The organism is Bacillus sp. YBsi01 (assembly GCF_038406745.1).
Classification (GTDB): Bacteria; Bacillota; Bacilli; order Bacillales; family Bacillaceae; genus Bacillus; species Bacillus siamensis.
This window is the reverse complement of the sequence record NZ_CP151679.1, coordinates 2,954,590-2,981,026: the sequence shown is the minus strand read 5'-3', so window position 1 is coordinate 2,981,026 and position 26,437 is coordinate 2,954,590. Positions and strand designations below refer to the sequence as shown.

Sequence of the window (26,437 nt, the reverse complement as noted above, 5' to 3'; positions counted from 1 at the left end):
TTCACTTCACTAACGTACCGTTTTCCACACGGAACATTCCTGCTTGATGTAAGGTATCGTGGTCAATGCCATCCACGCTCGTCGTGGTGACAAATGTCTGCACACGGCCTTGGATTGTATGAAGCAAATGGGACTGGCGGTAATCATCCAGCTCGCTTAGTACATCATCCAAAAGTAAAATGGGATATTCTCCGATTTCTTCATGAATCAAATCTATTTCGGCCAGTTTCAAAGACAAAGCCGTCGTACGCTGCTGTCCCTGCGAACCGTAAGTCTGCACATCGCGTCCGTTCACATAAAAAAGGACATCATCCCGATGCGGTCCGAATAAGGTGACGCCCCGTTCTATTTCTTTTTCTTTTAATTTCGAAAAAGACTCCTGGTAGCTGTTACCTATTTTCGACAAATCTTTAGGATCTGATACATCAAGCGCCGTGTGATACTTAAGCGTCAGTTCCTCAAGCCCCCGGGAAATGCCCGAATGGATCGGCTGCGCCCATTTTTCAAGCTGCGCCGTAAACTGCAGACGTTTGGCGACAACTTTTGCGGCTGCCTCAATCAGCTGATCAGTGAGAACGTCAAGCATAGTCCGGTCAGTCTGTTTCCGGCTTTGCAGCTGTTTCAGAAAATGATTCCGCTGGGAAAGGATTTTTTGATAAAGAGATAAATCATACAGATAAACAGCAGAAACCTGCCCGATCTCCATATCAAGAAATCTCCTCCTGACCTGCGGGCTGCCTTTGACGAGATTTAAGTCCTCCGGGGCAAACATAATGGTGTTCAGCGCTCCGACATACTGACTGAGTTTTTGCTGTTCTATGTGATTGACCTTGCCCTTTTTACCTTTTTTGGAGATGACTAACTGCATCGGGATGTCCCCGTTGCGCTTCATCACTCTTCCTTCTATTTTAGCATAGTCTTCGTCCCACCGTATAAGTTCTTTATCATTTGAGGTGCGGTGTGATTTTGCCATCGAAAGGACATAGATGGCTTCCATCAGATTGGTTTTGCCTTGGGCGTTCTCTCCGATGATCACATTCACCTTGTTTTCGAATTGAAGCTCAGCGCGCTCATAATTACGGTAGGATGTTAATTCTAAATTTTGGATATACAACCGCTGTCACCCGCTTTAATTGACGACTTGAAATGAACCAAATCCTTCAATCGCGACCACGTCTCCAACATAAAGCTTTCTGCCGCGGCGATTGTCAGGTTCATTGTTGACTGTCACCTCATGCTCGCTCAGAAACCATTTCGCCATACCGCCGGACTGAATCACATCGGCTAATTTTAAAAACTGGCCAAGCGTAATCATTTCTGTGTCAATCGAAATCGGATTTGCCATAATATCGACCTCTTTCAAATATCACTAATATCTAATTGTACTAAAAAATCCTGAAATAAGGAAAGGGAAAACTTGAGGGAGCAGGCTGATGAACAGAAAAGCTGCCGAACTAAGCCGGCAGCACATTCTGTTTGATTAATACGTTCGGACCGGAAGGATGAGCTGAACGATGGTTTCATCATTCGGCGTACGGATAAGAAACGGTCTCATCGCTCCCGTAAAGCTGATACGGATGTCCGCTCCTTCAAGTACTTTCAGTGCGTCCATCATATATTTTGGACTGAATGAAATATTTAATTCCTCACCGTCAATCCGGTCAGCGAGCACAGCTTCGACCACTTTCCCGATTTCAGGAGAATTTGATGAAATTTCAAGCGAGTCCGCCGGTTTGGCAGAAAGCTTTACAACGTTGTTGCGGCCTTCTCTCGCCAATAAAGAAGCACGGTCTATCGCTTGTAAAAATTCTTTTGTGTTCACGACGATTTCCGTTTTGCTTTCCTGCGGAATCAAGCTGGTCGTATCCGGATAGTTTCCGTCAAGCAGCCTTGAGAAGAACAAGACGTTTTTCGCTTTAAACAGAACTTGGGTTTCTGTAATGACGATATCCACCAGCTCTTGATTGTCATCAAGAATTTTGCTCAGCTCGGTTAAACTTTTTCCAGGGATGACGACGTTGTAAGAGCTGTCTTCCGGAATATCAAGCTTTGCCTTTCTTAAAGCGAGCCGATGGCTATCCGTGGCAGTGCATAATAATTCACCGTTTTCCACTTTCCAGTTTACACCTGTCAAGATAGGGCGTGTTTCTGAGGCGGACACAGCAAACACGGTTTGACGGATTAAGTTTTTCAAAAGATCCGTCGGAATCTGAATGGCATGGTGCTCTTCGATTTGCGGAAGATGCGGATATTCATCTGCATCAAGACCGTTCAAATTAAATTCCGCTTTTCCGGAACGGATAATTGTTAAATATTGATTTTGAACTTCGATTTCAACCGTCGCCATCGGCAGTTTTTTAACGATTTCGCTGAAGAAACGCGCTTGCAGCACGATACTACCAGGCTGATCAATCGTCACGATTTCTTTGTCATCTTCTTCTTTCGGAATGAATGACTCGATTGAAATATCAGAATCGCTTCCCGTAAAAGATACTCCTTCATCTGAGGCTACGATCTTAATACCGGTGAGAATGGGAATTGTGGTTCTGGATGAAACGGCTTTTAGAACGTCTTGTACACTTTCAACTAAACGATCTTTTTGAATCGTAAATTTCATGTTTATCCTCCTAACGGATAATATAATTAATATATTTTAAAAATAGCAGTAGTAATAGTAGGGCCTGTGGATTTGTGGATAAGTTGTGAAAAAGACAGGAAACACAGCCTATCCACATGTGGACAGACTGTGCATGGCTAGCGAAAAGTTATTCACACTTTCCCCGATTCATCCGAGGGCTCTTTTATTTAAGCTGTTCTTTTATTTCTTTTACCTGCTGCTGAAGCTGCTCGTCATCAATCAGCAGTTTTGAAATCTTTTCATGAGCATGAATGACGGTTGTATGGTCTCTTCCGCCAAATTCTTCCCCGATTTTAGGCAAAGAAGAGTCTGTCATTTCTCTGGAAAGATACATGGCAATCTGCCTTGGGAACGCAACCGATTTCGTACGCTTTTTCGCTTTGAAATCTTCAAGCTTAATGTTGAACTGCTGTCCGACAATCCGCTGAATCTCTTTTATCGTGATGACCTTAGGCTTTGCGGAAGGAATAATATCTTTCAATGCCTCTGCAGCCAGGTCCGCATTAATGTCTTTATTGATTAAAGATGAATAGGCAACAACCCGGATTAATGCCCCTTCCAGTTCACGGATGTTGCTGTCAATCTGATTCGCGATGTAAAGCATGACCTCGTTCGGAATATCAAGGCCTTCCGCCTTCGCTTTCTTTCTCAGGATGGCAATCCGCGTTTCCAGATCAGGCGGCGTGATATCCGTAATCAATCCCCATTCGAACCGCGAACGCAGACGGTCTTCAAGGGTCGGAATTTCTTTCGGCGGTCTGTCGCTGGAAATCACGATTTGTTTGCTTTCTTCATGAAGCGTATTGAATGTATGGAAAAACTCTTCCTGTGTTTGTTCTTTTCCGGCTAAAAATTGAATATCATCTATCAAAAGTACATCAACATTCCGGTAGCGGTTGCGAAAATCAACGGCTTTATTGTCGCGGATTGAGTTGATGAATTCATTTGTGAATTTTTCAGAAGACAGGTACACCACTTTGGCTGAAGGATTATGATCAATGACATAATGGCCGATTGCGTGCATTAAGTGGGTTTTTCCTAAACCGACTCCCCCGTAAATAAATAAAGGGTTGTACGCTTTAGCGGGTGCTTCCGCTACAGCCAGTGATGCTGCATGGGCGAATCGGTTTCCCGATCCGATGACAAATGTGTCGAATGTATATTTCGGGTTGAGCATGCTTTGGGGAAAATCAGACGGTTCCTCTTTTGCCGCTTTTTTCACTTGCGGTTTCGGCAAAAAGTCTTCCGCATCCTGATTTTGAGGAATGACAAATTTGACGCTCAATTCTTCCCCGGTCAATTCATATATGGTATCTGCAATGAGATGTAAGTACCTGGACTCCAGCCAGTCTCTGGCAAATTCATTGGGAGCGGTGATGGTTAAGGTATCTCCTTGCAGCGAATGGGCTTTCGTCGACTTCATCCAAGTTTCGAAGCTCGGTTTGCTTAACTTTTTCTCTATCTGAGCTAAAGCTTGATTCCAAAGATCTAATATATTCTCCATTATCCGGCACAGCCCTCCTTTTCTTTAAAATCAGCGCTCTTCCCCTGTTATAGAACACAAAAAAAGAGCATATGGCTCTGACCATTCGTACACACGAAATGTTGAAAACATATAGTATAGTAGAAAAATAGCTTTTCGACAAATTCCACAAGTTGTGGACAACAATCTACACAAGCTGTGTGAAAACAATCCACAACTTATCCACACTTTGTGGATAAAGAGAACGGAGTGAATAAGTAATTAAGAGTTAAAACACAAATATAATATCAAATTAAGCGAGGACTTGCAATGGTTCTCGTAATCTTATCCACAAACCTGACAACTTGTTGAAAAATCTTTGTCCACAGGGGTTAGCAATGTGAAAATGTTGTCGATAACGGTTGTGGATATTAAAAAAAGGCCGAAAAATTATCCACATACCATTTTTTCCGGAGGGCGCGCGGCGTTTTTGCGTTAAAAAAAGGAATATGAAAATTAAGGTTTCTAATCTGGTTAAGGTATGTTATCCTATTATGGTTGTAAGAAATAAAAGCACTGCTGAAGTTGACAATGAATAGGCAGCACAAATATAATAAGTAAGACTGTCTTTAACAGCTATTCCTCGAGGGAGGTGTCATAAATGAAAAGAACATTCCAACCGAATAACCGTAAACGCAGTAAAGTTCATGGCTTCAGAAGCCGTATGAGTTCAAAAAACGGTCGTCTAGTATTAGCACGCCGTCGCCGCAAAGGCAGAAAAGTATTATCAGCTTAGGCCACTGAATAATGTCAGTGGTCTTTTTTCACATTAAGAGAAAAGAGATCATGCGTCGCCCGGTACTGGAGAAATTTTCTTCAGTATTCCGGCGGCCCGTTTTTTTTAGATAGTAATAAAAGTTTCTGCGAGTGAATATCGGAGTGAATCAAAGTGAAGAAGCGAAATCGGTTAAAGAAAAATGAAGATTTTCAAAAAGTGTTTAAACGCGGAACGTCTATGGCAAACCGCCAGTTCGTGCTGTATACGCTTGATCAGCCGCAGCAGGAAGAGCTCCGGGTAGGGCTTTCTGTCAGTAAAAAAATCGGCAACGCCGTCGTGCGCAACCGGGTGAAGCGGTTAATCAGACAGGCGGTTCAGGAGGAAAAAGAGCTGCTCAAGCCGAAAGATTTTATTATTATCGCCAGAAAACCCGCCGCCGACCTCAGTTTTGAAGAAACAAAAAAAAGTCTGCAGCACTTATTCAGAAAAACCTCTTTATATAAGAAATCTTCGTCAAAATAGCTCATATTTTGTTTTCTTCACGTTTTTAAAAGCGCTTCCTTTTGTTTGGCGAAAAATGACCGCCATTTAAAACTGAAAGATGCTAAAATACATACAAGGTTTATAAAGAATGGTATAGGAGGAAACGTTCTTGAAAAGGAGAATATGGTTACTATTGAGTATGGTCGGTATGCTCGTCCTGCTGGCCGGATGCTCGAGTGTAAAAGAGCCGATTACGGCGAATAGCCCGCATTTCTGGGACAAATATGTTGTGTACCCATTGTCAGAAGTCATTACGTACGTAGCGAAACTGACGGGCGATAACTATGGTTTATCGATCATCATCGTTACGATTTTAATCCGTCTGCTGATTCTGCCGCTGATGATCAAGCAGCTTCGAAGCTCAAAAGCGATGCAGGCGCTTCAGCCGGAAATGCAGAAGCTTAGAGAAAAATACAGCTCAAAAGATCAAAAAACACAGCAGAAGCTTCAGCAGGAAACAATGGCCCTGTTTTCAAAGCACGGGGTAAACCCTCTGGCGGGATGTTTTCCGATCCTGATTCAAATGCCGATTTTGATCGGATTCTACCACGCGATTATGCGTACGCAAGCCATTTCACAGCACAGCTTTTTATGGTTTGATTTAGGAGAGAAAGATCCTTACTATATTCTTCCTATCGTTGCCGGTGTGGCCACTTTTGTCCAACAGAAGCTGATGATGGCCGGAAATCCATCTCAGAATCCTCAAATGGCAATGATGGTATGGATTATGCCGATCATGATCATCGTATTTGCGATCAACTTCCCGAGTGCGCTTTCTCTTTATTGGGTAGTCGGAAACCTGTTTATGATTGCTCAGACATTCCTTATTAAAGGGCCTGACATTAAACACGATCCGGAAACGCAGAAAGCGGGAGGAAAGAAAAAGTGAAGAAGGTGACTGCTGCGGGACGGAATGTCAAAGAAGCAGTTCAATCAGGCCTTCAGGAACTTCAACTGACGGAAGATCAAGTAGAAATAACGGTGGTGCAGGAAGAATCTAAAGGATTTTTGGGTATTTTCGGAAAAAAGAATGCGATCGTAGAACTGGAAGAGAAAAAAAATCCTGTTCAGGAAGCGAAAGCGTATCTGGAAGAAATCATCAATTCCATTGCGGGGCCTTCTGAGATTGTCACGGAAGAAAACAAAAAAACAGTTTGTTTTCATATTAAAGGTGAAAAAGCAGCGCTGCTTATTGGCAAAAGAGGACAAACACTCAATGCTCTGGAAACATTGACGCAGCTTGTTTTGAACCGCGGCTCCGGCCAGTATCGCCACGCCGTTGTCGACGCTGAAAATTATCGTCTGAAAAGAAGAGAAATTCTGGATCAGCTGGCAAACAGGCTGGCCAAGCAGGTGTCGAAAACAAAAAAAGATGTGCATTTAGAACCGATGCCGTCAGGCGAAAGAAAAATCATCCATGACGCTCTGTCGAGACACCCAAATATCAAAACTTTTTCTACCGGTGAAGGCCGGTACCGCCATCTCGTTATTTCCCATAAAGATAGCAGAAAACCGAAGTCCGGATAAAATCGGAACTTCGGTTTTTTTATTGGCGAAAATGGCTCTATTCCTAAGCAGAATCGCATTTTTTGCGTTTAAGTTTTTTCTTTTTCGGTGTATGCTGTTGATAAAAAAGGTTTTAGGAAATAAAATTAATTGTTATTCACATGTGGATAAGTTAAAGTAATAAGGGATGAATTTCTGTCTTTGTGGATAACGTATCTTCCACTTCAAACCAAACTATGTTATCTTTTAATTTTGGCGTAAATCAATTTTTTATATAGATGGAAACAGAGATAAAGAGAGGTGAACAGCATGGATACAATTGCAGCGATTTCAACTCCGATGGGTGAAGGCGCGATCGCGATCGTTCGGCTGAGCGGGCCGGAAGCCGTGAAAATTGCCGACAAAATGTACAAGGGTCCGAAAGGCAAAACGCTCAGTTCGGCAGAATCGCATACCATTCATTACGGGCATATCGCAGACAGCACGACGGGACGGATTATTGAGGAAGTGATGGTGTCTGTTTTAAGAGCGCCCAGAACATTCACAAGGGAAGATGTCATTGAAATCAATTGTCACGGAGGAATTGTGACGGTTAATCAGGTGCTCCAGCTTGCTTTAAGAGAAGGTGCGAGACTGGCGGAACCCGGTGAGTTTACGAAGCGCGCATTTTTAAACGGACGGATTGACCTTTCACAGGCGGAAGCGGTGATGGATCTGATCAGGGCCAAAACGGACCGTGCCATGAATGTCGCCATGAACCAGATGGAAGGACGGCTTTCCGCACTAGTCCGCCGTCTTCGGGATGAATTGTTAGAAACACTTGCCCATGTTGAGGTTAATATAGATTATCCGGAATATGATGACGTCGAAGAAATGACGCATCAGCTTCTAGTAGAGAAGGCGGGCGGCGTGAAGAAAGAAATTGAAGCGCTGCTTCGTACGTCTGAGCAGGGGAAAATTTTACGCGAGGGATTGTCTACCGTAATCATCGGTCGTCCGAACGTCGGGAAATCTTCTTTGCTTAACAGTCTTGTCCATGAAACGAAGGCGATCGTAACGGATATTCCGGGAACGACGCGTGATGTGATTGAGGAATATGTCAATGTCCGAGGCGTGCCGCTCCGGCTTGTCGACACCGCCGGAATCCGTGAGACCGAAGACATCGTCGAAAGAATCGGTGTAGAACGCTCACGCCAGGTTCTGAAGGAAGCGGATCTCATTTTGCTTGTGCTTAACCACAGCGAAGAGCTTTCTGAAGAAGATGTGAAATTATTTGAAGCGGTTGAGGGAATGGACGTCATAGTCATTATGAATAAGACGGATCTTGAGGCTAAGATTGACGCTGAGCGCGTCAAGGAGCTTGCGAAAGGCCGGCCTGTCGTCACGACCTCATTGCTGAAAGAAGAAGGCATACAAGATTTAGAGGAAGCGATTCAGTCGCTATTTTATACAGGAGCGATCGAAAGCGGAGATCTCACATATGTCAGCAATACCCGTCATATCTCGATTCTGCATCAGGCAAAGCAAGCGATTGATGATGCGCTGAACGGAATTGAACAGGATGTTCCGATTGATATGGTGCAAATTGATCTGACAAGGTGCTGGGAGCTGCTGGGCGAAATCATCGGTGATGCCGTCCACGAAAGCTTAATTGATCAGCTCTTTTCACAATTTTGTTTAGGTAAATAAAAGGGAGGAAAAAACCATGGGGTATGAAGCAGGCCAATACGACGTAATCGTCATCGGCGCCGGGCATGCCGGTGTTGAGGCTGCCCTCGCATCCGCCCGTCAGGGAGCTAAAACGCTTGTTTTGACGATTAATCTTGATATGGTTGCGTTTATGCCATGTAATCCGTCTGTCGGCGGCCCCGCAAAAGGGATTGTCGTCCGCGAAATTGACGCGCTCGGCGGAGAAATGGCTAGAAATATAGATAAAACTCATATTCAAATGAGAATGCTGAATACAGGGAAAGGTCCGGCCGTACGGGCGCTGCGTGCGCAGGCGGATAAATTCCAATATCAGCATGAAATGAAGCATACACTGGAAAAAACACCGAATCTGACACTTCTTCAAGGGATTGCCGAGCGTTTAATCATTGAAGACGGTGAGTGCCGCGGTGTCATTACGCAAACCGGTGCTGAATATAAGGCAAAATCGGTCGTGCTGACAACCGGAACGTATTTAAGAGGGCGGATCATTCTCGGAGATCTGTCTTACTCAAGCGGCCCGAATAACCAGCAGCCGTCTATTAAACTTTCTGAGCACTTAGAGGAGCTTGGTTTTGATCTCGTTCGTTTTAAAACGGGAACGCCTCCTCGCGTCTCAAGCGATTCCATTGATTACAGCAAAACAGAAATCCAGCCGGGAGATCCGGTTCCGCGCGCTTTCTCATATGAAACGGTTGAATACATTACCGATCAGCTGCCTTGCTGGCTGACTTACACGAGTCCTGAGACTCATGAGATCATTGACAGCAACCTGCATCGTTCACCAATGTATTCCGGTATGATTAAGGGAACAGGACCGAGATATTGCCCTTCCATTGAAGATAAAGTCGTTCGCTTTAATGATAAACCGCGTCACCAGATTTTCCTTGAGCCGGAAGGCAGAAATACGCAGGAAGTATACGTTCAAGGTTTATCCACGAGCCTTCCTGAGGACGTTCAGCAGCGGATGCTGGCGACCATTCCGGGACTGGAAAAGGTGCAGATGATGAGAGCCGGATACGCGATTGAGTATGACGCGATCGTACCGACGCAGCTTTGGCCTACACTGGAGACGAAAAAAATCCCTAACCTGTACACGGCCGGTCAAATTAACGGTACATCAGGCTATGAGGAAGCAGCCGGGCAAGGAATTATGGCAGGAATTAACGCAGGCCGCAAAGCGCTTGGAAAAGAAGAGGTTATCCTCAGCCGTTCCGATGCGTATATCGGCGTATTGATTGATGATTTGGTAACGAAAGGAACCAATGAACCGTATCGTCTGCTGACTTCACGGGCGGAATACAGACTGCTGCTCCGCCATGACAACGCGGATCTTCGTCTGACGGAAATCGGCCATGAGATCGGCTTAATTTCGGATGAGCGCTATGAAGCGTTTGAAAAGAAAAAAGCGGCGATCGAGGCTGAGAAAAAACGTCTCTGGTCTGTTATTATCAAGCCGTCTCCTGAGAATCAGGAATATATCCGTTCACTCGGCGGAAGCGAGCTGAAAGATGGAGTGCGCGGCACAGATTTAATGAAACGTCCGGAAATGAACTATGAAACAGTGACAAAACTTGCGCCTGCTGATTCTCCGGTTCCGCAAGATGTGGCGGAACAAGTGGAAATCCAAGTGAAATATGAAGGATATATCGAAAAATCCTTGCAGCAAGTGGAGAAGCTGAAGAAGATGGAAAACAAAAAAATCCCTGATCGGATTGATTATGACGCCATTAAAGGAATTGCTACTGAAGCCCGTCAAAAGCTGAAAGAAGTACGTCCTTTATCAGTTGCTCAAGCCTCCCGTATTTCCGGGGTCAATCCGGCAGACATTTCAATCCTGCTGGTTTACCTGGAGCAGGGCCGTATTGCCAAGGTAGCTGAATAGAAAGGATGACGGCATGAATATAGAGGAATTTACATCCAGTTTAGCGGAGAAAGGGATTTCCCTTTCTGACCGCCAGCTGGAGCAATTCGAGTTGTATTACCAGATGCTCGTGGAATGGAACGAAAAAATGAATCTGACGTCCATCACTGAGAAAAAGGAAGTATATCTAAAGCATTTTTATGATTCGATTACGGCGGCATTTTATATTGATTTTGAAAAGATCACCACCCTTTGTGACGTTGGCGCCGGTGCCGGTTTTCCAAGCCTGCCCGTCAAAATCTGCTTCCCGCATCTGCATGTCACCATCGTCGATTCACTGAATAAGCGGATTACGTTTTTGGAAACTCTCTCTGATGCTTTACAATTAGAGCATACGACATTTGTCCATGACAGGGCAGAGACATTCGGACAGCGGAAGGACGTCCGGGAAAGCTTTGATCTCGTGACCGCTCGTGCGGTGGCGCGTCTGTCAGTCCTCAGTGAGCTTTGTCTGCCGCTTGTCAAGAAAAACGGCGTATTTGCGGCACTAAAAGCAGCAGCCGCTGATGAAGAGCTGAAAGCGGGGCAAAAGGCGATTAAAGTATTGGGAGGAGAGCTTGAACAAGTTCATTCATTTACACTTCCCGTCGAAGAAAGTGAACGGAACATTATGATCATTCGCAAGACGAAAAGCACTCCGAAAAAATATCCGAGAAAACCGGGTACTCCGAATAAATCGCCAATTGAAGGGTAATTTAGACAGCCTGATGTGACAATTCCATCATATTTTCTGCAAAATTGATGAAGATACAGCAGGAAAAACCATGAGAAAATAGAATTATAAAAATGGCAGTTTTTAAAGGTGGTGTAGGTACATGAAGCATTCATTCTCTCGTTTCTTCGGGTTTGGTGAGAAGGAAGAGGAACCGGAGATAGCAGAGCATGATACAAACAAAGAAGAGATACTCGAAATACCGGTACATGCTATCGTTCCCAACCGTTTTCAGCCACGCACCATTTTCTCAGATGAAAAGATCAAAGAGTTAGCAATGACTATCCATACACACGGCATCATTCAGCCGATTGTTGTCAGACATACAGAAGATGAAGGACAATATGAGCTCATTGCGGGTGAAAGGCGCTGGAGAGCGGTACAGACGCTTGAATGGGAAAATATCCCTGCGATTATAAAGAACTTCTCTGATACGGAAACAGCTTCTGTCGCTTTGATTGAAAACCTGCAGAGAGAAGAATTGTCCTCCATTGAGGAAGCTCATGCGTACGCAAGGCTGTTAGAACTTCATGATTTAACACAGGAAGCCTTGGCGCAGCGCTTAGGAAAAGGCCAGTCAACGATTGCGAACAAGCTCCGATTGTTAAAGCTCCCTGAACCCGTCCAGGATGCGATTATGGAGAAAAAAATCACGGAACGCCATGCAAGAGCCCTGATCCCGCTCAAACAGCCTGAGCTTCAGGTCACATTGCTTGCGGAAATCATCGAGAAAAGCTTAAACGTCAAGCAGACGGAAGACCGAGTGGTGAAAATGCTTGAACAGAATAAGCAGAAACCGAAGCCGAGACGCAAAGCGTTCAGCAGGGATACAAGAATTGCGATGAATACGATTCGCCAGTCCCTGTCCATGGTGGAAGACAGCGGCGTCAGACTGAATACTGAGGAAGAAGAATTCGAAGAGTACATTCAGCTTACCATTCGGATACCTAAATAAAAACTCTCCTGATCAGCAGGGGAGTTTTTATTTAGCCAAAAAACTATTTTGAGATAATAATAGATGTATTCTGCACTATGTATTATAAATGTAAAAATTTATCTTTTTGTGTCGCGAATTGTCTTTTTACAGTCAAAAAAGTCACTTTATCGGAGAATTTATAAGAGAAAGTGTCTTTTTTGTTTGCGTTTTTTTCACTTGCTGATAAACAAATTATGAAAAAAATAAAACGCTTTACTCTTTTTTTGATAAGATAGAAACAAGACAGTACATGTTCATGTGAAGGTAGGTGACATCGTGGGAAAAATCATAGCAATTACGAACCAAAAAGGCGGAGTCGGGAAAACAACGACTTCTGTTAATCTGGGGGCTTGCTTAGCTTACATAGGTAAAAGGGTTCTTCTTGTTGATATTGATCCGCAGGGCAACGCAACGAGCGGATTAGGGATTGAAAAAGCCGATGTGGATCATTGTGTGTACGACATTTTAGTAGATGACGCAGATGTAACAGATATTATTAAACCGACTTCAGTAGAGAACTTAGATGTCATTCCAGCCACGATCCAGCTTGCGGGAGCGGAAATCGAATTGGTTCCGACGATCTCACGGGAGGTAAGGCTGAAAAGAGCATTAGAATCAGTGAAACAAAATTACGACTACATGATTATTGATTGTCCTCCGTCGCTCGGGTTATTAACGATTAATGCGCTTACCGCATCAGATTCAGTTGTTATCCCGGTTCAGTGCGAATACTACGCTCTTGAAGGATTGAGTCAATTATTAAATACAGTTCGGCTTGTGCAAAAACATTTAAATACAGACTTAATGATAGAAGGAGTGCTTCTGACGATGCTTGATGCCAGAACGAATCTCGGCATTCAAGTGATAGAAGAGGTGAAGAAATACTTTAGAGATAAGGTGTATCAAACCATTATTCCTCGTAATGTCCGTTTAAGTGAGGCGCCGAGTCACGGCAAGCCGATCATATTATACGATCCGCGTTCGAGAGGTGCGGAAGTATATTTAGATTTAGCAAAGGAAGTGGCAGCGAATGGCTAAAGGCGGGCTCGGAAAAGGGATTAATGCGTTGTTTAATCAAGTTGATTTGTCTGAAGAGACAGTGGAAGAGATTAAAATCAGTGATTTGCGCCCCAATCCTTATCAGCCAAGAAAACAATTTGATGATGAGTCATTAGCTGAACTGAAGGAATCCATCATTCAGCATGGCATTCTTCAGCCCATTATCGTGAGAAAATCACTTAAAGGCTACGATATTGTAGCCGGGGAACGCCGTTATCGTGCTGCAAAGCTTGCCGGGAAAGAAACAGTGCCGGCTATCGTGCGGGAGTTATCTGAATCGCTGATGCGGGAAATCGCTCTTTTGGAGAACCTTCAGCGTGAAGATTTATCACCGCTTGAAGAAGCTCTGGCATATGATTCACTGCTGAAACATTTGGATATTACCCAGGAACAGCTCGCTAAACGTCTCGGGAAAAGCAGACCTCATATTGCCAACCATTTGAGACTGCTGACACTGCCTGAAAGCATCCAAAACCTTATTGCAGAAGGTACGTTATCCATGGGGCACGGCAGGACCTTGCTCGGTTTGAAAAATAAAAACAAGCTTGAACCGCTGGTGAAGAAAGTGGTTGAAGAACAGCTGAACGTCCGTCAGCTTGAACAGCTCATTCAGCAGTTAAACAATAATGTTCCACGTGAAACAAAGAAAAAAGAACCTGTTCAAGATGTGGTGTTAAAAGAGCGGGAATCATATTTGCAAAATTACTTCGGAACAACAGTCAATATTAAGAGACAAAAGAAAAAAGGGAAAATTGAGATTGAGTTTTTCTCAAATGAAGACCTTGAACGTATCCTCGAACTGTTGTCAGAAAGAGAAGCATAAAAACCATCTTTTTATAAAAGATGGTTTTTTTATATACGTCTTGTCAGCTTATGAAACGGACTGAGACGTTCCTGCCGTCCTTCTGATTTATCCGTCAGCTGTAATCCCTCTGCCAAAACATTCGCCATGCTCATCACAAGATGAAGCCTCGTATTCTGCAGGACAAAATACTCCATAAACCCGCTGACATTGACGATTCCATTAATATGAACGTCACCTATCTCAGGAAGGTCTTTTTGAACACCGGCTCCGGGCTTCAGCGGTCCATCGCCGATTTGAAATGACCCTACGCTTTTAACGCGGCCTAAACAAGCGTCAACCGCTATAATAAACGGATTTTTATGTATATGTTGAATATGTTTCAGTTTGTCTTTCATATTTACGGCGTGAACGGGGTCTGACAGTGTTCCGTAAACGTGTAATCTGCCTAACTTCATGTTTTCCAACTTTGTTCCCACAAGCGGACCTAATGAATCTCCGGTTGATCGATCTGTACCGATACACACGATGACTAACGGTCTGCCGCCTGCTTTACGTAAAGATGAAGCAAGGATCGCTTGTATTTGATTCGCGGCAGAGGAATCCGTATGAGAAACATATTGTTTTGCCCGTTCCTGAGAAAAAAGCCCGCCTTTTCGATTCATAGGGTTCACTTCCTTGTCATGTCATACGAGTATTACACTGATGTTTGTGGTGATGTATGGTTGTTTACAGTATATCCAGCACTGTCTTTTTTTATGCTTATGTCATAATCAATCTGCCGGGTAAAAAAATGAACCTGAAGCTGTTGTTCTTCAAGTTCATGAAAGGTATAAGACCATATGATCTACATCGACATATTGTTGGTGATCTAATTTCAGCGCTCTTTTTTCTGTAGAGAAGAGGATAAAACCTAACTGAGCGTAGAGTTTTTTTGCAGGTTCATTGGTTGAAGTAACCGAGAGGTGGAGCTGTTCCGTATCTTTCATCTTTTTTGCTTGGCTGATGGCTTCAGTCATTAAGGCTTTTCCTGCGCCTGATCCTCGATGTTTAGGAGAAACATACATAGAACCGATAACCGCAATGTGTCTTAGTTTATAAAGCGGATGATTGGATATTTTAATGATGCCTATAAGACTGCCATTCTCAATGGCGCCAAGCACTATAGCATTGTCGGCTTCAAGCCTGGCTTTGAATTTTTCGGGCGGCCATTCTTTCTCCTCATCATAGCTGACCGCAAATGCGTCCGGGTGATCTTTTAATGCTTTGAGCCTGATGCTGGAGTAAAGCTGGGTGTCACTTGCGCTTAAACGCCTGATGTACATGATTTGAGCTCCTTACACGAATGAATTTTCTGAGTAGTCAATCATCTTTATCGTACCATATTTGTCCCGTTTGTATGAATGATTGCCGCTGTCGCTCAATATAGTAGCAATATGCGGAGATTATCAGAAATTTTATGAGGTGATAAGGTTGTGGAGAGCCGGAATGAGGTGGATGCTGCTCATATTAAGCAGCCAGATTGGAGCCGGGTATGCAAGCGGGCAGGAAATATGGCAGTTTTTCGGTGTTGAAAGCGGACTGGCCATTGTATTGTTTACAGTCATGTTCACCATTTCGGCTTATATTGTGCTGAAGATCAGCTATCAGGTCCAATCAACGCACTTTTTACCTGTGCTTGAGCATTTGATGGGGCCGGCTCTTGCCAAAATCTATGATATTCTTATCATGTTTTATTTATTTTCAACGACGACGGTCATGATTGCCGGCGGCGGTGTGACGCTGCAAATGTACAAGCTGCCGTTTTGGATCGGTATTTTTCTTCTTTGCATTGTGACCATCTGTTTATTCTTTTGGGATATAAAAGGAATATTATCTCTGAATAGCATTTTGATACCGATTCTTGTAGCGGGGCTGTTATATGCATTGATCTTTTTTCAGACAACCCATCACTATACGTGGACGATAGATTTAACCCGTCAATATAATTGGCCGGCAAGCATTACCTTTACGTCATTAAACATCCTTTCTGTTGTGGCGGTTCTTTCTTCTGTCGGGAAGGATATGAAAGGACTTGGGGAAGCGAAAATCGCCAGTGTTGTCAGCGGGCTGATTTTCGGTGTGATTTCATTTGTCTACAATGAAACGCTTGTACAGCTCTCAGGCAGTCTCACACATTATGAGATTCCTCTCTTTGCCGTACTTGAAGGTGCTCCTTATCCGTTGTTTCTTTGTATGACAGCCGTGCTTTTTTTAGCCATTTATACGACAACCGTGACCGGTCTGTTCGGGCTGTCCAGCCGCATGCTTGTTTTTGTGAAATTGCCGAGATGGACGCTCGTTCTTCTTCTTTTAGCTGTGATGGTGCCCTTTACGACAATCGGCTTTTCAGATTTAATCGCCATTTTGTATCCCATTTACGGGCTCTTAAGTCTTTATTTGCTGGTATGTCTTCTTCTTTACCCTGTATTAGGGAGATGGAAAAAAGTATAATGCTCATTTTGAGTGCGGCCGTTGCTCTTATCCTGACTTTTTTTGTACAATGAATAAAGCAGTCTATGGAGAGAGGTGAAGGGTCTTGGCGGATAAAGACTTTGGCCTGAATGATATTGTTGAAATGAAGAAGCCGCACCCTTGCGGTGAAAACAGATGGAAAATCATTCGGATGGGAATGGATATTCGGATCAAATGCACGGGTTGTTCCCACAGTGTCATGATTCCGAGAAGAGATTTTGAGAGAAAGCTGAAAAAAGTACTCGTCAAGCATGAGGAGCCTACATCATAAAGGCTGACGCTCATGCTTTTTCATATAGAGGAGAGGAAGAGGCCAGATGAGCAAAGTGCATCAGTCAGCGTGTCCGCTGAATTGCTGGGACAGCTGCGGCTTTTTGGTGACAGTTGAGGATGGAAAGGTGACGAAAGTAGACGGAGACCCGAATCACCCCATCACAGAAGGGAAAATTTGCGGCCGGGGCAGAATGCTGGAGACAAAAACGAATGCACCGGAGCGGCTTCGTTTTCCTTTAAAAAAGAAAGACGGCGAATTTGTCCGCATTTCCTGGGAGCAGGCGTTAGATGAAATTGCGGAAAAAATGGCGGAGATTAAGGAAACGCTGGGCACTGCCGCTGTGCTGCACAGTCATGACTACGCCAATAACGGTCTTTTGAAAGCGCTCGACCAGCGTTTTTTCAATGGATACGGCGGTGTGACAGAGATTGCGGGCAGCATTTGCTGGGGATCCGGAATTGAGGCGCAGCGCTGGGATTTCGGCCGTTCTTACGGGCATGGACCGCTTGATATTTATCACAGCAAGCATGTGATCGTATGGGGCAGAAACGTGTCACGGACGAATATGCACCTCTATCATCATTTGCAGCAGGTGAAGAAAAAAGGAGCGACACTGACGGTCATTGACCCTATTTTTAACCCGACTGCAAAGCTTGCCGACCGGTATATATCCGTTAAACCCGGAATGGATGGCTGGCTTGCGGCGGGTGTTTTGAAAATATTATGCCAAACCGGCAGAACGGATGCCGATTTCATTCAAAAGCATTCGATCGGTTTTGAAGAAATAGAAAAGCTGCTGCACACGATTTCTTTGGATGAGATCATTGAGAAAACCGAAACGTCTTTAGAAGTGCTTGAATATCTTGCTGATCTATATGCTGACGGTCCCGCTTCTACTTTTATGGGTCTTGGGATGCAGAGATATAAAAACGGCGGCGGGACGATACGCTGGATTGACGCTTTAGCGGCAGCGAGCGGAAATGTCGGTATTAAAGGCGGCGGAGCCAACTTTGGAAATGTCCAAGTCGGTGAAAGCTTTGCAAAGACCGAACTCACCCGTCCTGACCTGAAGAAAAACACGAGAACGTTTTCGATGATGACACAGGCCGAAGAGGCGCTGAACGCAGCCGACCCGCCGATTGAGATGATTATCGTGACGTGCGGCAATCCGCTGACACAGGTGCCGAATACAAAAAAAGTGAAGGAAGCGTTTGAAAAAACACCGGTCACAGTGGCCATTGATTCGGTCATGACCGATACGGCGAAGCTCTGTGACTATGTACTGCCGACGGCCGTTGTTTTTGAAGAAGAAGATATTTATTACTCCAGCATGTACCATCACTATGTTCAGTATGGCAGAAAGCTTGCGGAACCGCAGGGAGAGGCGAAATCAGACCGCTGGATCTGGACGGAGCTCGCCAAGCGTCTCGGATTCGGAGAGCTGTTTGATTACAGTACGGAAGATTTCTTGAAAATGGGGCTTTCTTCTTTGGAGAAAGAAGGAATCACCCTTGAGCGATTAAAGGAAAAAGGCCATATGCCGCTTCCGGTCAAACAGGTTCCGTGGAATGATTTCCAATTTTTAACCCCGAGCGGAAAGTTTGAATTCGTCTCGTCATTGGCAGAACAGAAAGGATACAGCGGCCTCCCTCAATTGGAAGTGCCGGAAGAATCCGTTTATCACGACGCCGGGCTGGCCGGGAAATATCCGTATACGCTGCTGTCCATTCACCCGCAGCGCTCCAATCATTCACAGCACGTGCCGTTTATTGAAAAGCTTCAGCAGATTCAGGTGGATCTGTCGCCGGATATCGCCGAGGAGCTTTCTCTTCAGGACGGAGATACGGCAGAGGTATACAATGACCGCGGACGTCTGCGCGGCAGGGTGAAAATCATGAAGCAGGCTCACCCGAAGACGGTGAATATAGATGAAGGCATGTGGTCGGCATTCGGAGGCTCGGTCAACATGCTTACAAAAGATTCAAATTCCGATAATGGAATGGGAAGTACGCTTTTTGACTGTCTGGTCGCGGTTAAAAAAGGATAATCTAAGGAGAGAGAGGGCGGGAAATGCTTTTTTCTCAGCTTGTCTTTTCCTATGAACCTCCTTATAATTGCTCTAGGTTTACAATACGTTTAATACGATGATGGTTTGATATAGAGGAGATGAAAGAATGGCTTTAACTGCTGGAATTGTCGGTTTGCCGAATGTGGGAAAATCGACGTTATTTAATGCAATTACCCAGGCTGGTGCCGAATCAGCCAACTACCCGTTCTGTACAATTGATCCGAACGTGGGAATCGTGGAAGTGCCTGATGAACGTCTGCAAAAGCTGACTGAATTGGTGAACCCGAAAAAAACGGTGCCGACTGCGTTTGAATTCACTGATATCGCGGGGATCGTAAAAGGCGCATCTAAAGGTGAAGGGCTGGGAAATAAGTTTCTTTCTCATATCCGTCAGGTAGACGCGATCTGTCACGTTGTACGGGCATTCGCGGATGACAATATTACGCACGTATCAGGGAAAGTCGATCCGATTGATGATATTGAAACGATCAATCTTGAATTGATTCTTGCCGACATGGAGACAGTCGAAAAACGCATCACACGGGTAAGCAAGCTTGCGAAGCAAAAAGACAAAGAAGCGGTTATTGAATTTGACATTCTGTCTAAATTAAAAGAAGCTTTCGAACAAGAAAAGCCTGCACGTTCCGTTGAATTTACTGAAGAACAGCAAAAGCTTGTGAAGCAGCTTCATTTGCTTACGTCAAAACCCGTGCTTTATGTGGCGAATGTAAGCGAGGATGAAGTGGCTGATCCTTCAGACAATGAATACGTTGCGAAAATCCGTGAGTACGCCGCGGGTGAAAATGCCGAGGTCATCGTCGTCTGCGCGAAAATTGAATCTGAAATTGCTGAATTGGAAGGCGAAGAAAAGCAAATGTTCCTTGAAGAGCTCGGCATTGAAGAGTCAGGCCTTGATCAGCTGATTAAAGCGTCATACTCTCTTCTCGGCCTTGCGACATACTTTACGGCGGGCGAACAGGAAGTGCGCGCTTGGACATTCAGAAAAGGCATGAAAGCACCTGAGTGTGCGGGTATCATCCACACTGACTTTGAACGCGGCTTTATCCGCGCTGAAACGGTTGCTTATGAAGACCTCTTGGCAGGCGGCGGAATGTCCGGAGCCAAAGAAGCCGGAAAAGTGCGTCTGGAAGGTAAGGAATATATCGTCCAAGACGGAGATGTCATTCATTTCCGATTTAATGTATAGGACACAGTTGTAAAGGGACAAGAGCTTTGGTATAATATAAACTTGTGAGTAATAGAATTATTGCTCCTTGCCCATTTAAGGGCCGCTTAGACCAAAAGGAGGTGCAAACAGATGAAAAAGTACGAAGTTATGTACATTATCCGTCCAAACATTGACGAAGAGTCAAAGAAGGCAGTTATCGAGCGTTTCAACAACGTTTTGACTTCTAACGGAGCGGAGATCACTGGAACAAAAGATTGGGGTAAACGTCGTCTTGCTTACGAAATCAACGATTTCCGTGACGGTTTCTACCAAATCTTAAACGTTCAGTCTGAAGCTGCAGCGGTTGCTGAATTCGACCGTTTAGCTAAGATCAGTGACGATATCATTCGCCACATCGTTGTTAAAGAAGAAGAATAAGCAATTTGAAATATATAATGTTAAAAGGTGGTCTTTCATATGCTTAACCGAGTTGTATTAGTCGGAAGACTGACAAAAGACCCAGAGCTTCGTTATACGCCAAGCGGTGCGGCTGTCGCCACGTTTACTCTTGCTGTGAATCGTACATTCACGAACCAGTCCGGAGAACGTGAAGCCGATTTCATTAATTGTGTCACTTGGAGAAGACAAGCCGAAAACGTTGCAAACTTTCTTAAAAAAGGAAGCCTTGCCGGCGTAGACGGCCGACTCCAGACAAGAAATTATGAAAATCAGCAGGGACAGCGTGTCTTCGTGACAGAAGTCCAAGCTGAAAGTGTTCAATTTCTTGAGCCTAAAAACAGCGGCGGTTCTGGATCAGGCGGATACAACGAAGGAAACAGCGGCGGAGGCCAATACTTTGGCGGAGGCCAAAATGATAATCCGTTCGGCGGAAATCAGAACAGCCAGAGACGAAATCAAGGGAACAGCTTTAATGATGATCCATTTGCCAACGACGGCAAGCCGATTGACATCTCGGATGATGATCTTCCGTTCTAATAGATTATCGCTATATTCATAACAAGAAAGGTGGGAAATGACAATGGCAGGAGGACGCAGAGGCGGTCGTGCGAAACGCCGTAAGGTTTGTTACTTCACTTCTAACGGCATTACGCACATCGATTACAAAGATGTAGATCTTCTTAGAAAGTTTGTTTCTGAGCGTGGTAAAATCTTACCTCGCCGTGTAACTGGAACAAATGCGAAATACCAACGTAAATTGACTATCGCGATCAAACGCGCACGTCAAATGGCTTTACTTCCATACGTAACTGGCGAGTAAGCCGAAAGAAAAGAGCAAGAGCCTGCGGGCTCCTGCTCTTTTTTTATGTCATTCCGTCCCCATCCTGCCGAAATGTTTCACATGAAACATGGAAGGGCTTTTTACATCCGTCATTGTTATCTTGCTCGCTTATTCAAATATGCGTACTTATAAAATGAATTTGTTTATACTGAAGAACAGGGGGGGACTGAGATGGAAACGGAAAGAAATATCCTGACAGATGAGAAGTGGAACGCAATCATACACAATGATGTTTCCTATGACGCGGTATTTTATTATGCAGTAAAAACGACGGGGATTTTCTGCCGCCCTTCTTGTAAATCGAGAGTTCCGAATAAGGAAAACGTACTGGTGTTTGATACGGCTGAAGCAGCGCTAAAGAGACATTTTCGTCCTTGTAAAAGGTGCCGGCCGAACGGTCTTCGTCTCCCAGATGAAGAATGGGTTGCGCAAATCACTGAGTATATTGACGGCCATTATCATGAACCCCTGCCTCTGAGCGTACTGGCAGATATGTGTCACGGCAGCCCCTATCATTTACAGCGGACATTTAAAAAAATCAAAGGGACATCTCCGATTGAGTATATACAGAAAAAAAGACTCGCGAAGGCGGGGGATCTTTTAATGCATACTGATAAGACAGTTATGGAGATCGCTCTGACTGTCGGATTTCCAAACACAGCGCATTTTGCGACCCTTTTCAAAAAGAGAACCGGAAGTTCGCCCACAGAATACAGAAAAACTGCCGGAACGAGACAGGGAGGTTCATTATGAGTAAAGAGACGATGATCTATTGGACACGCTTCACGTGGAATGATTGGCGACTGTATACAGCCGCTACTTCCAAGGGGCTTTGCTTCATAGGTTCAAATCATGGTAACTTTGAAGAACTTGTGCAGTGGGCAGGAAAAGCCATGCCGGAATACCGATTGGTGCGTGATGATGAAAAACTGGCGTCTTACACAGCAGAGCTGTCTGAGTACATCAAAAATGGCAGAGCGGTATTTTCCGTCCCGCTCGATCTTTATGGGACGGAATTTCAGCTTGCTGTATGGAAAGCGCTTATGGACATACCGTATGGCGAGATATACTCCTATTCGGATATAGCAGAAATGATCCGGAAACCGTCAGCCGTAAGAGCCGTGGGCGCCGCAATCGGGAAAAATCCGGTATTGATTACGGTTCCGTGCCATCGTGTCATCGGGAAAAACGGAAAACTGACCGGATTCAGAGGCGGTTTAGAAATGAAAAAACAGCTGTTGGCATTAGAGGGCAGGCACAATAAAACATGGAAATAGACACATGCTGAATGTTAATACCGGCTGAGCCGGCGGGAGGGAACACATGAAACTGATTTCTTGGAATGTAAACGGCTTGCGTGCCGTGATGAAAAAAAGAGATATCAATACTTACGTTCAGGAAACGAAAGCCGATATTCTATGTCTGCAAGAAACAAAAGTACAGGACGGACAAGTATCATTACAGCCTGAAGGATATCACGCCTATTGGAACTATGCGGTGAAAAAAGGCTACTCAGGCACGGCTGTTTTCTCGAAAGAAGAGCCGCTGCACGTGTCCTATGGGTTGGGAATTGACAGCCATGATCAAGAAGGACGGGTGATCACGCTTGAATTTGAGCACGTGTTCGTCGTCAACTGCTACACGCCAAATGCCAAACGCGGATTAGAGCGAATTGATTACCGTCTTCAATGGGAAGCGGATTTTAAGGATTATCTGCAGAGGCTTGACCGGAAGAAGCTTGTGATCTTATGCGGCGATTTAAATGTCGCACACAGGGAGATAGACTTGAAAAATCCAAAAGCCAACCGAAAGAACGCCGGTTTCTCGGATCAGGAGCGGGAAGCGTTCAGCGCTCTGCTGAACGCGGGATTTACCGACTCGTTCCGCTATTTATATCCCGATCAGGAAGGCGCGTATTCCTGGTGGTCTTACAGGACGAATGCACGCGAGAAAAATATCGGCTGGCGGCTCGATTATGTTATTGTTTCAGACAGGCTGAAGCACCGGATCAGCCAAGCGGCCATTTGTGCCGATATCATGGGTTCTGACCATTGCCCTGTTGAAATGACAGTGGATTTATGATGAGATAGCAGTAAGAGAAATCCACTCTTGCTGCTTTTTTATTATCAAAAATGGAGGAGCACATGGCAAATATAAAAGAGATTGCGAAACTGGCGAATGTGTCGGTGGCCACTGTATCACGCGTGTTAAACCAACACCCGTACGTATCTGAGGAGAAAAGGCGTCTTGTGAATCAAGTAATGAAGGAGCTTGATTATACTCCTAATCGAACTGCCATTGATCTGATTCGCGGAAAGACCAATACGATCGGCGTAATATTGCCGTATAGTGACCATCCCTGCTTTGACAAAATTGTAAACGGTATCACGAAGGAAGCCTTTGCTCATGATTACGTGACAACCCTTCTCCCCACCAATTATGACCCCGCTATAGAGATGACGTATTTCGAACTGCTGAAAATGAAAAAGATTGACGGGCTGATTGTCACCTCCCGCGCGAATGAATGGGAAACAGCCGTGCCTTACCTTGAATACGGACCCATTGTCGCTTGTGAATATACACAGTACGAAGAGATTCCCTGCGCTTATAACGACAGACAGGCGGCTTACAGAGAGAGCTTTATGTATTTGAAAAACCGTGGGCACCAAGATGTTGCTTTTACATGTGTGCGGGAAGCGGAAAAAAGTCCGAGTACGGCCGACAAGGTAAATGCATATAAAGCGGTTTTCGGTTCTCTTGATGAAACCCGCATTATGGTCGGTTGCCATGATATGGACGATGGAAAGCGTGCGGGTGAGCATTTCTGGGGTTTCAGCAAGCCGCCGACGGCCGTCTATGCGCATAGTGATGATGTGGCTGCCGGCTTGTACCAATTTGCGAAAGAACAGAAATGGGACGCGGAGATCATCGGTGAAGGAAATTTGAGCGTCAGCCGGGTTTTGAATATTCCATCTCTGGAACTTCATTTAGAACGGGTCGGAAAAGAAGCATTTTTGCTGTTTTTGCACGGAGAAACAACTAAAAAACAAATTATGCATCAATTTCAGAGGAAAAAGTCTTGAGCTGAAATGGATTTCATGCCTTATAACTAGATTGAGGAAAAAAGGGAGGCGGACATATGCGAATTGAACATGCAGCGATATGGGTCAAAGATTTAGAACGGATGAAAGAATTTTATGAGAAATACTTCGGGGCAAAGGCCAATGACCTTTACCATAATGAGAAAAAGGATTTCAAATCGTACTTTCTTTCATTTGACTCCGGATGCAGGCTGGAACTTATGAAAAAAGGAGGCGTTGATGAAACTCCGTCACAGAATATGACCGGATGGGCGCATCTCGCGTTTTCTACAGGCAGCAAGGAGCGGGTGAATGAACTGACGGAGACGTTTAAAAATGACGGATTTCAGGTTGTAAGCGGCCCGCGTGTAACGGGTGACGGATATTATGAGAGCGTGATAGAGGATGGGGAAGGCAATTTGATAGAAATCACAGTGTAACAGTGCGGGGTGAACCCGCACTGTTTTATTGATTATATTTGCTGTGCATTTGTTTTCGGGCCGAAGAGGATTAACAGAACGGAACATAGAAGCCAGCAGCCGCCGATGAACAAAAAGACACTGATGTATCCGAGTTTTACGGCAATAAATCCGACGAGCAGGGAACCGAATATGTTGGAAAAACGGCCGAGCCCGTACGCCAGCCCGCTGCCCGCCGAACGATATTCCGTCGGATACGGCTCTGATGTGTATGCGTATAAATTTGAGGTGAAAACCCGTTCCGTGACGTTGACGACAAATCCAAACACAATAATCATCACGGGAATAAATGTCATGCCGTACAACAGTCCGGCAATGGCAGTCAGAAAAGCGCTTGCGGCCAGAATCCATTTCCTTTGGAACGTTTCGGATATCATGGATCCGAGCAACGCGCCAAGCGGGGCGCCGACAGAGTGAAGCACATTGTACCACAGCGTTTTTTCCATGGTGATGCCGTTGCTTTTCAGCAGGCTGGGCACCCATGAGGCAAAGCCGTAAAAGCCAAAGGTTTCAAGAATCCATACTGCAGACAGGATGATGGTGATCTTTAAATTCCTGCCCTGAAACAGCCCTAAGTAGCCGGCGTGCTTCACTGTATGTACTTCTGCTGCTTCTTTTGGCGCGGGGAGCGGACCTTTTTCTTTCTCTACGCGGGCTTCAAGCCGATTCATAATGGCGTCTGCCTGATCATATGCCCCCCGATTTTCGTGCCAGCGCGGCGATTCCTCAAGCCGGCGGATAAAAAAGAAATAAATGAGACCGGCCGCGCCCCATACAAAAACGAGCCGCCACCCCCATGAGCCTAACGGAATGACAAAAGCGGATACGACGTTTGTCACGGGAACGCCGATTAAGCCGATCATGGCGCAAAAGGAAATGTATTTTCCCCGAACGGAGGATGGGAAGAATTCCGCCAAGTAGCTGTTAGTGACAATCATGGCGGCCGCGACGCCGAGACCTGTCAAAAACCTAAAAATCATTAAGGAAGGAATGTCCCATGCCAGCGCATTCAGAAAAGATGAGATCGAAAAGATAAGGACAAAACAATTCAGCGCTTTTTTCCTGCCGATCCGATCGGACAGCCTGCCGCCGAGCGAGGCGCCTAAAAACATGCCCAGGAAGGATGCAGCCGTGATGTCGGCAATGGTGGACAGCTTCACGCCCCAATGCTCAATCAGCGCAGGAGCCACGTTGCTGAGCGTAAACAGATCAGCGAGATCGAAAAAATAGATGATTCCGAGAGCGGTTAATACTTGATAGTGCACACGCGAAATGGGGAGCCGGTCTAATCGGTTCGCCACATTTGAGAATGTCTGATGTTTCATAAAAAACCCCCTGACTTGGCAAAATGTAATCAGAAAATACTGTAAATTCATCTGACAAATACATTATAAAGGTCTTTTTATGGCAAAAACAGAGTGCAAATAACCAGAGCCGAAGGAAACGG

At 45.0% G+C, this 26,437-nt stretch carries 29 protein-coding genes; 22 read left to right on the top strand and 7 right to left on the bottom strand.

All coding sequences use genetic code 11. From position 1 onward, the window contains the following. Nucleotide 1 precedes the first annotated feature (1 nt). The 4 genes from recF to dnaA all read right to left on the bottom strand — a co-directional run bounded on the left by recF (nt 2) and on the right by dnaA (nt 4,142). On the bottom strand, nt 2–1,114 hold the full coding sequence (gene recF / locus AADZ70_RS14970) for a DNA replication/repair protein RecF (protein WP_007409910.1): 1,113 nt from the start codon (nt 1,112–1,114) through the stop codon (nt 2–4). 15 nt (nt 1,115–1,129) lie between these two features. After that, the gene (gene rlbA, locus AADZ70_RS14965) at nt 1,130–1,345 is read right to left on the bottom strand and encodes a ribosome maturation protein RlbA (RefSeq protein WP_004392910.1); all 216 of its coding nucleotides are present in this window, start codon (nt 1,343–1,345) and stop codon (nt 1,130–1,132) included. A 135-nt stretch (nt 1,346–1,480) separates the two neighbouring features. Beyond that, nucleotides 1,481–2,617 (bottom strand): DNA polymerase III subunit beta, encoded by a 1,137-nt coding sequence (dnaN, locus tag AADZ70_RS14960; protein ID WP_021494589.1) that lies wholly within the window; start codon nt 2,615–2,617, stop codon nt 1,481–1,483. Nucleotides 2,618–2,801: 184 nt separating this feature from the next. Continuing rightward, a complete protein-coding gene (dnaA, locus tag AADZ70_RS14955) occupies nt 2,802–4,142 on the bottom strand; it encodes a chromosomal replication initiator protein DnaA (protein ID WP_016937312.1) in 1,341 nt (446 codons plus the stop codon). 619 nt (nt 4,143–4,761) lie between these two features. Between dnaA and rpmH the strand changes: the two genes are divergently transcribed. From rpmH to AADZ70_RS14905, 10 genes are all read left to right on the top strand, one after another. Next, entirely contained in the window at nt 4,762–4,896 is a 135-nt protein-coding gene (gene rpmH, locus AADZ70_RS14950) for a 50S ribosomal protein L34 (protein ID WP_003178075.1), read from the top strand. Between the two features lie 153 nt (nt 4,897–5,049). After that, complete coding sequence (rnpA, locus tag AADZ70_RS14945; RefSeq protein WP_016937314.1) at nt 5,050–5,400, top strand: ribonuclease P protein component; 351 nt, start codon at nt 5,050–5,052, stop codon at nt 5,398–5,400. 160 nt (nt 5,401–5,560) lie between these two features. Continuing rightward, a complete protein-coding gene (spoIIIJ, locus tag AADZ70_RS14940) occupies nt 5,561–6,310 on the top strand; it encodes a YidC family membrane integrase SpoIIIJ (RefSeq protein WP_014471334.1) in 750 nt (249 codons plus the stop codon). Continuing rightward, a complete protein-coding gene (jag, locus tag AADZ70_RS14935) occupies nt 6,307–6,948 on the top strand; it encodes an RNA-binding cell elongation regulator Jag/EloR (RefSeq protein ID WP_045925729.1) in 642 nt (213 codons plus the stop codon). The genes spoIIIJ and jag overlap by 4 nt, the downstream gene beginning before the upstream one ends. Before the next feature lie 288 nt (nt 6,949–7,236). After that, nucleotides 7,237–8,616 carry a tRNA uridine-5-carboxymethylaminomethyl(34) synthesis GTPase MnmE gene (gene mnmE / locus AADZ70_RS14930; RefSeq protein ID WP_014419389.1) on the top strand — a complete coding sequence of 460 codons (1,380 nt, stop codon included), beginning with the start codon at nt 7,237–7,239 and terminating at the stop codon, nt 8,614–8,616. A gap of 16 nt (nt 8,617–8,632) precedes the next feature. Then, nucleotides 8,633–10,519, top strand: a complete 1,887-nt coding sequence (gene mnmG / locus AADZ70_RS14925; protein WP_016937316.1) for a tRNA uridine-5-carboxymethylaminomethyl(34) synthesis enzyme MnmG — start codon at nt 8,633–8,635, stop codon at nt 10,517–10,519. Between the two features lie 13 nt (nt 10,520–10,532). Further along, nucleotides 10,533–11,252 (top strand): 16S rRNA (guanine(527)-N(7))-methyltransferase RsmG, encoded by a 720-nt coding sequence (gene rsmG / locus AADZ70_RS14920; protein ID WP_016937317.1) that lies wholly within the window; start codon nt 10,533–10,535, stop codon nt 11,250–11,252. 121 nt (nt 11,253–11,373) lie between these two features. Further along, a complete protein-coding gene (gene noc / locus AADZ70_RS14915) occupies nt 11,374–12,225 on the top strand; it encodes a nucleoid occlusion protein (RefSeq protein ID WP_016937318.1) in 852 nt (283 codons plus the stop codon). A 297-nt stretch (nt 12,226–12,522) separates the two neighbouring features. Continuing rightward, nucleotides 12,523–13,284 carry a sporulation initiation inhibitor protein Soj gene (gene soj, locus AADZ70_RS14910; RefSeq protein WP_007409899.1) on the top strand — a complete coding sequence of 254 codons (762 nt, stop codon included), beginning with the start codon at nt 12,523–12,525 and terminating at the stop codon, nt 13,282–13,284. Beyond that, a complete protein-coding gene (locus AADZ70_RS14905; protein WP_016937319.1) occupies nt 13,277–14,128 on the top strand; it encodes a ParB/RepB/Spo0J family partition protein in 852 nt (283 codons plus the stop codon). The genes soj and AADZ70_RS14905 overlap by 8 nt, the downstream gene beginning before the upstream one ends. 29 nt (nt 14,129–14,157) lie before the next feature. On the opposite strand, the gene yyaC is transcribed toward AADZ70_RS14905, so the two are convergent. Both yyaC and AADZ70_RS14895 read right to left on the bottom strand, forming a co-directional pair. Beyond that, nucleotides 14,158–14,772, bottom strand: a complete 615-nt coding sequence (yyaC, locus tag AADZ70_RS14900) for a spore protease YyaC (RefSeq protein WP_327814973.1) — start codon at nt 14,770–14,772, stop codon at nt 14,158–14,160. A 156-nt stretch (nt 14,773–14,928) separates the two neighbouring features. After that, nucleotides 14,929–15,432, bottom strand: a complete 504-nt coding sequence (locus AADZ70_RS14895; RefSeq protein WP_064778480.1) for a GNAT family N-acetyltransferase — start codon at nt 15,430–15,432, stop codon at nt 14,929–14,931. Nucleotides 15,433–15,595: 163 nt separating this feature from the next. Here AADZ70_RS14895 and AADZ70_RS14890 point away from each other — a divergent pair, with 163 nt between their 5' ends. From AADZ70_RS14890 to AADZ70_RS14835, 12 genes are all read left to right on the top strand, one after another. After that, entirely contained in the window at nt 15,596–16,600 is a 1,005-nt protein-coding gene (locus tag AADZ70_RS14890) for a membrane protein (protein WP_016937322.1), read from the top strand. Between the two features lie 85 nt (nt 16,601–16,685). Beyond that, nucleotides 16,686–16,892, top strand: a complete 207-nt coding sequence (locus AADZ70_RS14885; RefSeq protein ID WP_004392973.1) for a DUF951 domain-containing protein — start codon at nt 16,686–16,688, stop codon at nt 16,890–16,892. A gap of 46 nt (nt 16,893–16,938) precedes the next feature. After that, complete coding sequence (locus AADZ70_RS14880; RefSeq protein WP_342007284.1) at nt 16,939–18,942, top strand: molybdopterin-dependent oxidoreductase; 2,004 nt, start codon at nt 16,939–16,941, stop codon at nt 18,940–18,942. Between the two features lie 127 nt (nt 18,943–19,069). Next, on the top strand, nt 19,070–20,170 hold the full coding sequence (gene ychF, locus AADZ70_RS14875; protein WP_016937324.1) for a redox-regulated ATPase YchF: 1,101 nt from the start codon (nt 19,070–19,072) through the stop codon (nt 20,168–20,170). A gap of 111 nt (nt 20,171–20,281) precedes the next feature. Continuing rightward, nucleotides 20,282–20,569 carry a 30S ribosomal protein S6 gene (gene rpsF, locus AADZ70_RS14870; protein WP_004392977.1) on the top strand — a complete coding sequence of 96 codons (288 nt, stop codon included), beginning with the start codon at nt 20,282–20,284 and terminating at the stop codon, nt 20,567–20,569. A 39-nt stretch (nt 20,570–20,608) separates the two neighbouring features. Beyond that, a complete protein-coding gene (ssbA, locus tag AADZ70_RS14865) occupies nt 20,609–21,127 on the top strand; it encodes a single-stranded DNA-binding protein SsbA (RefSeq protein ID WP_047477329.1) in 519 nt (172 codons plus the stop codon). Nucleotides 21,128–21,170: 43 nt separating this feature from the next. Continuing rightward, nucleotides 21,171–21,410 (top strand): 30S ribosomal protein S18, encoded by a 240-nt coding sequence (gene rpsR / locus AADZ70_RS14860; protein WP_004392983.1) that lies wholly within the window; start codon nt 21,171–21,173, stop codon nt 21,408–21,410. A gap of 192 nt (nt 21,411–21,602) precedes the next feature. Then, nucleotides 21,603–22,184, top strand: coding sequence for a bifunctional transcriptional activator/DNA repair enzyme AdaA (locus tag AADZ70_RS14855; protein WP_342007283.1), 582 nt, complete (start codon nt 21,603–21,605; stop codon nt 22,182–22,184). Continuing rightward, on the top strand, nt 22,181–22,708 hold the full coding sequence (locus AADZ70_RS14850) for a methylated-DNA--[protein]-cysteine S-methyltransferase (RefSeq protein WP_342007282.1): 528 nt from the start codon (nt 22,181–22,183) through the stop codon (nt 22,706–22,708). Before AADZ70_RS14855 ends, AADZ70_RS14850 begins: the two co-directional genes overlap by 4 nt. 46 nt (nt 22,709–22,754) lie before the next feature. Continuing rightward, entirely contained in the window at nt 22,755–23,513 is a 759-nt protein-coding gene (gene xth / locus AADZ70_RS14845) for an exodeoxyribonuclease III (RefSeq protein ID WP_342007281.1), read from the top strand. 62 nt (nt 23,514–23,575) lie between these two features. Then, complete coding sequence (locus tag AADZ70_RS14840; protein WP_342007280.1) at nt 23,576–24,514, top strand: LacI family DNA-binding transcriptional regulator; 939 nt, start codon at nt 23,576–23,578, stop codon at nt 24,512–24,514. A gap of 56 nt (nt 24,515–24,570) precedes the next feature. Next, nucleotides 24,571–24,951, top strand: coding sequence for a VOC family protein (locus AADZ70_RS14835; protein WP_045925740.1), 381 nt, complete (start codon nt 24,571–24,573; stop codon nt 24,949–24,951). Between the two features lie 32 nt (nt 24,952–24,983). Here AADZ70_RS14835 and AADZ70_RS14830 read toward each other — a convergent pair whose 3' ends face one another. Beyond that, on the bottom strand, nt 24,984–26,315 hold the full coding sequence (locus AADZ70_RS14830) for an MFS transporter (protein WP_045925741.1): 1,332 nt from the start codon (nt 26,313–26,315) through the stop codon (nt 24,984–24,986). Nucleotides 26,316–26,437 lie beyond the last annotated feature (122 nt).

What these genes read in the sequence shown, in the direction of transcription:
- rlbA (WP_004392910.1), bottom strand. Translation starts at nt 1,345, where the DNA reads ATGGCAAATCCGATTTCGATTGACACAGAAATGATTACGCTTGGCCAG.
- dnaN (WP_021494589.1), bottom strand. Translation starts at nt 2,617, where the DNA reads ATGAAATTTACGATTCAAAAAGATCGTTTAGTTGAAAGTGTACAAGAC.
- dnaA (WP_016937312.1), bottom strand. Translation starts at nt 4,142, where the DNA reads ATGGAGAATATATTAGATCTTTGGAATCAAGCTTTAGCTCAGATAGAG.
- rpmH (WP_003178075.1), top strand. Translation starts at nt 4,762, where the DNA reads ATGAAAAGAACATTCCAACCGAATAACCGTAAACGCAGTAAAGTTCAT.
- spoIIIJ (WP_014471334.1), top strand. Translation starts at nt 5,561, where the DNA reads ATGGTCGGTATGCTCGTCCTGCTGGCCGGATGCTCGAGTGTAAAAGAG.
- mnmE (WP_014419389.1), top strand. Translation starts at nt 7,237, where the DNA reads ATGGATACAATTGCAGCGATTTCAACTCCGATGGGTGAAGGCGCGATC.
- mnmG (WP_016937316.1), top strand. Translation starts at nt 8,633, where the DNA reads ATGGGGTATGAAGCAGGCCAATACGACGTAATCGTCATCGGCGCCGGG.
- rsmG (WP_016937317.1), top strand. Translation starts at nt 10,533, where the DNA reads ATGAATATAGAGGAATTTACATCCAGTTTAGCGGAGAAAGGGATTTCC.
- noc (WP_016937318.1), top strand. Translation starts at nt 11,374, where the DNA reads ATGAAGCATTCATTCTCTCGTTTCTTCGGGTTTGGTGAGAAGGAAGAG.
- AADZ70_RS14905 (WP_016937319.1), top strand. Translation starts at nt 13,277, where the DNA reads ATGGCTAAAGGCGGGCTCGGAAAAGGGATTAATGCGTTGTTTAATCAA.
- yyaC (WP_327814973.1), bottom strand. Translation starts at nt 14,772, where the DNA reads ATGAATCGAAAAGGCGGGCTTTTTTCTCAGGAACGGGCAAAACAATAT.
- AADZ70_RS14895 (WP_064778480.1), bottom strand. Translation starts at nt 15,432, where the DNA reads ATGTACATCAGGCGTTTAAGCGCAAGTGACACCCAGCTTTACTCCAGC.
- AADZ70_RS14890 (WP_016937322.1), top strand. Translation starts at nt 15,596, where the DNA reads ATGAGGTGGATGCTGCTCATATTAAGCAGCCAGATTGGAGCCGGGTAT.
- AADZ70_RS14880 (WP_342007284.1), top strand. Translation starts at nt 16,939, where the DNA reads ATGAGCAAAGTGCATCAGTCAGCGTGTCCGCTGAATTGCTGGGACAGC.
- ychF (WP_016937324.1), top strand. Translation starts at nt 19,070, where the DNA reads ATGGCTTTAACTGCTGGAATTGTCGGTTTGCCGAATGTGGGAAAATCG.
- rpsF (WP_004392977.1), top strand. Translation starts at nt 20,282, where the DNA reads ATGAAAAAGTACGAAGTTATGTACATTATCCGTCCAAACATTGACGAA.
- ssbA (WP_047477329.1), top strand. Translation starts at nt 20,609, where the DNA reads ATGCTTAACCGAGTTGTATTAGTCGGAAGACTGACAAAAGACCCAGAG.
- rpsR (WP_004392983.1), top strand. Translation starts at nt 21,171, where the DNA reads ATGGCAGGAGGACGCAGAGGCGGTCGTGCGAAACGCCGTAAGGTTTGT.
- AADZ70_RS14855 (WP_342007283.1), top strand. Translation starts at nt 21,603, where the DNA reads ATGGAAACGGAAAGAAATATCCTGACAGATGAGAAGTGGAACGCAATC.
- AADZ70_RS14850 (WP_342007282.1), top strand. Translation starts at nt 22,181, where the DNA reads ATGAGTAAAGAGACGATGATCTATTGGACACGCTTCACGTGGAATGAT.
- xth (WP_342007281.1), top strand. Translation starts at nt 22,755, where the DNA reads ATGAAACTGATTTCTTGGAATGTAAACGGCTTGCGTGCCGTGATGAAA.
- AADZ70_RS14840 (WP_342007280.1), top strand. Translation starts at nt 23,576, where the DNA reads ATGGCAAATATAAAAGAGATTGCGAAACTGGCGAATGTGTCGGTGGCC.
- AADZ70_RS14835 (WP_045925740.1), top strand. Translation starts at nt 24,571, where the DNA reads ATGCGAATTGAACATGCAGCGATATGGGTCAAAGATTTAGAACGGATG.
- AADZ70_RS14830 (WP_045925741.1), bottom strand. Translation starts at nt 26,315, where the DNA reads ATGAAACATCAGACATTCTCAAATGTGGCGAACCGATTAGACCGGCTC.